The sequence below is a fragment of the Tsukamurella asaccharolytica genome (genome assembly GCF_007858435.1).
Taxonomy (GTDB): domain Bacteria; phylum Actinomycetota; class Actinomycetes; order Mycobacteriales; family Mycobacteriaceae; genus Tsukamurella; species Tsukamurella asaccharolytica.
The window spans coordinates 1-664 of the sequence record NZ_VIGW01000043.1 but is presented as its reverse complement, the minus strand read 5'-3'; the positions used below and the strand labels follow the sequence as shown (position 1 = coordinate 664).

At 46.2% G+C, this 664-nt stretch carries 1 pseudogene; it reads left to right on the top strand.

From position 1 onward, the window contains the following. Positions 1–664: pseudogene (locus FK529_RS20870) on the top strand (pyruvate dehydrogenase (acetyl-transferring), homodimeric type); the annotation flags it as partial.

Sequence of the window (664 nt, the reverse complement as noted above, 5' to 3'; positions counted from 1 at the left end):
ATAAATCTCGTGATGGCGCCTATGTGCGTGAGCATTTCTTCAACAGTCCAGAGCTTAAAGCGATGGTGGCACATATGTCTGATAATGATGTATGGCGCTTGAATCGTGGTGGGCATGATGAGAATAAGGTCTATGCTGCTTATGATGCGGCTGTGAAGACGGAAGGAAAACCAACCGTTATTTTAGTTAAAACAATTAAAGGCTATGGAATGGGGCAAGATGGGGAAGCGCAAAACGTTGCCCATCAACAAAAATCAATTAGCCTTGAGTCATTGCGTCGTTTCCGTGACCGATTTGAAGTGCCGATCTCAGATGAGGATCTTGAAGCGCTCAACTTTATTAGACCTCCTGAAGGAAGTCCAGAGCTTGAGTATCTCCATGAGCGTCGCCGTGCATTAGGTGGTTATGTTCCTTCGCGTCGCGTTCAAGCCAAAGAGAAATTGACGGTGCCGAAGTTAGAGGCATTTAAGGCGCAATTAGAGGCGACGGCTGAGGGGCGTGAAATCTCCACAACGATGAGTTTCGTTCGTATCCTCAATACCATTGTGAAAGATAAAGTGATTGGGAAGCGTGTGGTTCCTATTCTTGTGGATGAATCACGAACTTTCGGTATGGAAGGGATGTTCCGTCAATTAGGAATCTGGTCACAAGCAGGGCAGCAATA